Annotated in this window: 2 pseudogenes; one reads left to right on the forward strand and one right to left on the reverse strand. The window is 74.9% G+C overall.

Annotated elements, in window-relative coordinates:
* The first annotated feature begins 470 nt into the window (after positions 1-470).
* A pseudogene (locus JNW89_RS28945) lies at positions 471-1,667 on the forward strand (hypothetical protein).
* Between the two features lie 603 nt (positions 1,668-2,270).
* Here the strand turns inward: JNW89_RS28945 and dxs are convergent.
* Positions 2,271-4,219 (reverse strand): annotated as a pseudogene (dxs, locus tag JNW89_RS28950) (1-deoxy-D-xylulose-5-phosphate synthase).
* Positions 4,220-4,366 lie beyond the last annotated feature (147 nt).

Here is a 4,366-nt window from a genome sequence, read left to right on the forward strand (position 1 = left end):
GTCGACGGCCGGCGCCGTGGGGGCGGGCGGTCCACGACCGGTGCCGTCGTGGCGGGCGCGTCCACGACCGGCGCGTCCACGGTCGGCGCTCGGCCGGTCAGCGCTTCCACGGTCGGCGCTCGGCCGGTCAGCGCTTCCACGGTCGGCGCTCGGCCGGCCGGCGCTTCCATGGTCGGCACGGTGGCGGCGGGTGCCTTCGCCGCCGGGGTGTCGAGGACCCGTGTCGGGAATGCGGTCGCGGTCGCCGTGGCGCCGCGGGCGGAGCCCGGAGAGGCGTCGGGGTCCGGTGCGGAGGCGCCACGGGGCTCGACAGACGTCACAGTCGGCGGAGTCTACCGGAGCCGGAGAATAGCCCGAAATTCACACTGCTGTCCCTTGTGGCCGTCGGACACGGCCGCGAGGCGCTCCCCGACGGTTGCGTACCATGTGGGCTTCCGGCAACGACGGCGAGGCGATCGGGAGGCGTACAGGTGGCTTCAGTCCGCCGCCGCGGCACGACGGCCACCGCACTGCTCACCATGGTGCTGGCCGCGACCGCCTGCGGCCCGGTCGCCGACCGGGGGACCCGCGAGCTGCGGGTCGGTTACGACAGCCTGGACGGCACGCTGCCGGTCTGGCCGCCGCGCGGCTCGCTCGCCGGGGACGCCGCCGCGACGCGGGCGGTGACCGAGGCGGTCCGCGCCTGGCGGTCGCCGATCGACGACCGCGCCCACCTGCCCTCCTCCGGCATCCTCTTCTCCGGCGAGGTCGACGGCGCCCGGCTGGCCCTGGTCGCCGCCGACGTGCCCGGCGAGGGCGCGTCCTGGCTGCTCCAGCTCACCGGCGACGGCGGCCGGTACACCGGTGACCCGGGCCAGCCGAGTACTCCGACCCCGGCTACCTCGCCTACGCCGACGTCCTGCCGGTGCAGCTGGCCGGCGGCCGGCGCTACCTCACCTCCGGGCGGGTGGAGCGCCTGCTCGGCCCGGACGGCCGGGCGCTGGTGCTCTCCGACGGGCTGAGCCGGCCGGTGCGCGTGCCGGCCTGCACGGCCGTGCCGGTCACCGCGACGCTGCGGGCCACCGAGTCGCTGCCGCGCGGTCGCGCCGCCGAGCGCCTGCTCGACCTCGGCACCGCCACCGCCGAGCCGCGCTACCCGCTGGTCCGGGACGAGACCGGCTCGGGCCGCCGGGCCCTGGACGGGCTGGACACCTGCGTGCTCGCCGACGAGCGGGGCCCGTTCGGCAGTGTCCCGCGCCGCATCGGCGACCGGGACGCGCCCCGCTCGGCCCCCGGAGTCGTGGCCGATGGAGAAGGTGAGCGTCCGGGCGATCGGCGAGATGGCGCTGGGCGGCGGCGAGCCGGGCGACCTGGAGCAGCTGACCTGGGAGACGGACGCCGGCACGATGACCGCGGTGGTCTACCGGCCCGCCGACGGCGGCACCCCGGTGGTCTCCCCGGCGGACCGGTCCAACCCCCTGCAGACGTACGTGCTGCCGGTGCCCGGGCAGCCGCTGGTGGTGCTGACCTGGCGGGGCACCCGGGACACCTCGCTCTCGGTGCCGCCGGGCACGCCCCGGCTGGTGGACCGCCCCGGCCTGGCGGTGGTGCCGATGCCGGCGGCGAGGCAGACCTTCAGCCTGGCCGGCGCGGAGAAGACCTACTACCGCTCCGTCGGCGGCCGCTGACCCACCGCGCAGGCCCGTCGCCGCAGGCCCGTCGCCGCAGGCCCGTCGCGGCACGCGCTGGGCCGGTTTCGGGCGATCGGCCCGTGCCCTGTCCCGGCCGCCGCGCTCACCCGACGCTGCCGGCCGGACACCGCGCCTCGGCCGCACAGGTCCGGTCGCAGCGCCTACCAATCTGATGACGTAAACGATTCACCTCGGCCGACGGCCGCCGTCGGCGCCGCCGCGCGTTAGGGATCGGACCGGGCCACCGACCGCATCCGGTGACCCGACCCCCGGCATGAAGGAGAGCACCGTGGCATCGACCACACTCGCCCGCCGGTATCGGCGCCACCAGCCAGGCGGGACCGCGCGATGACGGGAGCAACCCGCCCCACCGCCGGCCGGGCCGCCGGTGAAGCCGGGTGATTCGTTCACGACATCAGGTCCGTAGCGACCGAAGACACCCCAGCCCGCCGGCAGACGAGCGAGCAGCCGTAGCCGGCGGAACCGGGTGATTCATCTACGACATCAGGTCTGTAGCGACTGAAGACACCCCAGCCGGCCGCAGACGAGCGAGCAGCCGCGGCCGACCCAGCTCGCCGGCGGTCGAGCGAGGCGTACCGGTCAGTTGGGGCTGGCCTCGCTGGCCGGCAGGCGGACCGGCTCCACCGGCTCCGCGTCCAGGCCGGAGATCCAGCCGATGACGTTGCGCGCCACGTCCTGCGCGGTGAGCCCCAGGTCGCTGAGGATCTGCGCGCGGGTGCCGTGCCGGTGCCAGCCGGCGGGCACGCCGAGGTCGCGCAGCGGCACCCGGACGTCGGCGTCCCGCATCGACTGGGCGAGCGCGTCGCCGACGCCGCCGACCCGGACGCCATCCTCGACGGTGACCACGAGCCGGTGCCCGGCGGCCAGCTCGACCAGCTCGGCCGGGACCGGGCGGACCCAGCGCGGGTCGACCACGGTCACGCCGTAGCCCTGCTCGGCGAGACGGGCGGCGACCTCCATGCCCAGCTGGCCGAAGGAGCCGACCGCGACCAGCAGCACGTCGGTACGCGCGACTCGGCGAGCACGTCGACGCTGCCGACCCGGCGTACGGCCGGCAGGTCGGCGGCGACGGTGCCGGTCGGGAAGCGGACGATGGTCGGGCCGTCGTCGACGGCGACCGCCTCGCGCAGCTCCTCGCGGAGGCTGGCGGAGTCGCGGGGCGCGGCGATGCGCAGGCCGGGCACCACGCCGAAGACGGACATGTCCCAGATGCCGTAGTGGCTCGGCCCGTCCGGCCCGGTGATGCCGGCCCGGTCGAGCACGAAGGTCACCGGCAGCTTGTGCATCGCCACGTCCAGCAGGACCTGGTCGAAGGCGCGGTTGAGGAAGGTCGCGTAGACCGCCACCACCGGGTGCAGCCCGCCCATCGCCAGGCCGGCGGCCGAGGTGGCGGCGTGCTGCTCGGCGATGCCGACGTCGTACACCCGCTCGGGGTGCTTGCGGGCCAGCGTGGCGATGCCGGTGGGCTCGGCCATCGCGGCGGTGATCCCGACCACGTCGGGGCGCTCGTCGGCGATGGCCACCAGCTCGTCGGCGAAGACCTGGGTCCACTTCACCGACGGGGCGGCGAGCAGCTTGCCGGTCTCGGCGTCGAAGGCGCCCGGGCCGTGCAGGCAGTCCGCCTCGTCCTCCTCGGCGGGGCGGTAGCCGTAGCCCTTGCGGGTGACCGCGTGCACGATCACCGGGCCGCCGAAGTTCTTGGCGGCGCGCAGCGACGACTCGACGGCGGCGATGTCGTGCCCGTCGACCGGGCCGACGTACTTGATGCCGAGGTCCTCGAACATCGCCTGCGGGGCGACCGCGTCCTTGATGCCCTTCTTGACCGCGTGCAGCACCTCGTACATCGGCTTGCCGACCAGCGGGGTGGAGCCGAGGGCGTCCTTGACGGTGTCGAGGACCTTCTCGTAGCCGGGGTTGAGCCGCAGCGAGGAGAGGTGGTCGGCGAGGCCGCCGATGGTCGGCGAGTACGACCGGCCGTTGTCGTTGACCACGATGACGAGGGGGTTGCCGGCGGTGGCGATGTTGTTCAGCGCCTCCCAGCACATGCCGCCGGTGAGCGCGCCGTCGCCGACCACGGCGACCACGCTGCGCTGCTCGCCGCGCAGGGCGTACGCCTTGGCCAGCCCGTCGGCGTACGACAGGGCGGTGGAGGCGTGCGAGTTCTCGATCAGGTCGTGCTCGCTCTCGGCCTGGCTGGGGTAGCCGGAGAGCCCACCGCGCTGGCGCAGCTTGTCGAAGCCGTCCTGCCGCCCGGTGAGGATCTTGTGCACGTACGACTGGTGGCCGGTGTCGAACAGGAGCCGGTCGCGGGGAGAGTCGAAGACCCGGTGCATCGCCAGGGTGAGTTCCACCACGCCCAGGTTGGGGCCGACGTGCCCGCCGGTGCGGGAGACCTTCGCGATCAGGAAGTCACGGATCTCGGCGGCGAGGATGTCCAGCTGCTCGGCGGTCATCCGCTTGACGTCCTGCGGACCGCGGACGGCGCCCAGCAGCCGACCGTGGTTGGCCGTGCCCTCTTCAACACTCATGAGCGAAGAGTCTATCGGCCGCCCGCCGCACCGCAGCTCGGCCGTGGATCATCCCAGCTGGTTCCCAGGTTCAGCGCACGACGACCAGCCGCCGGGGCGGGGTGGGCGGGGTGGCGCCGTGCGGCGGTCCGGCCGGCGTCCAGGCGC

Source organism: Micromonospora sp. 4G55, assembly GCF_016803375.1.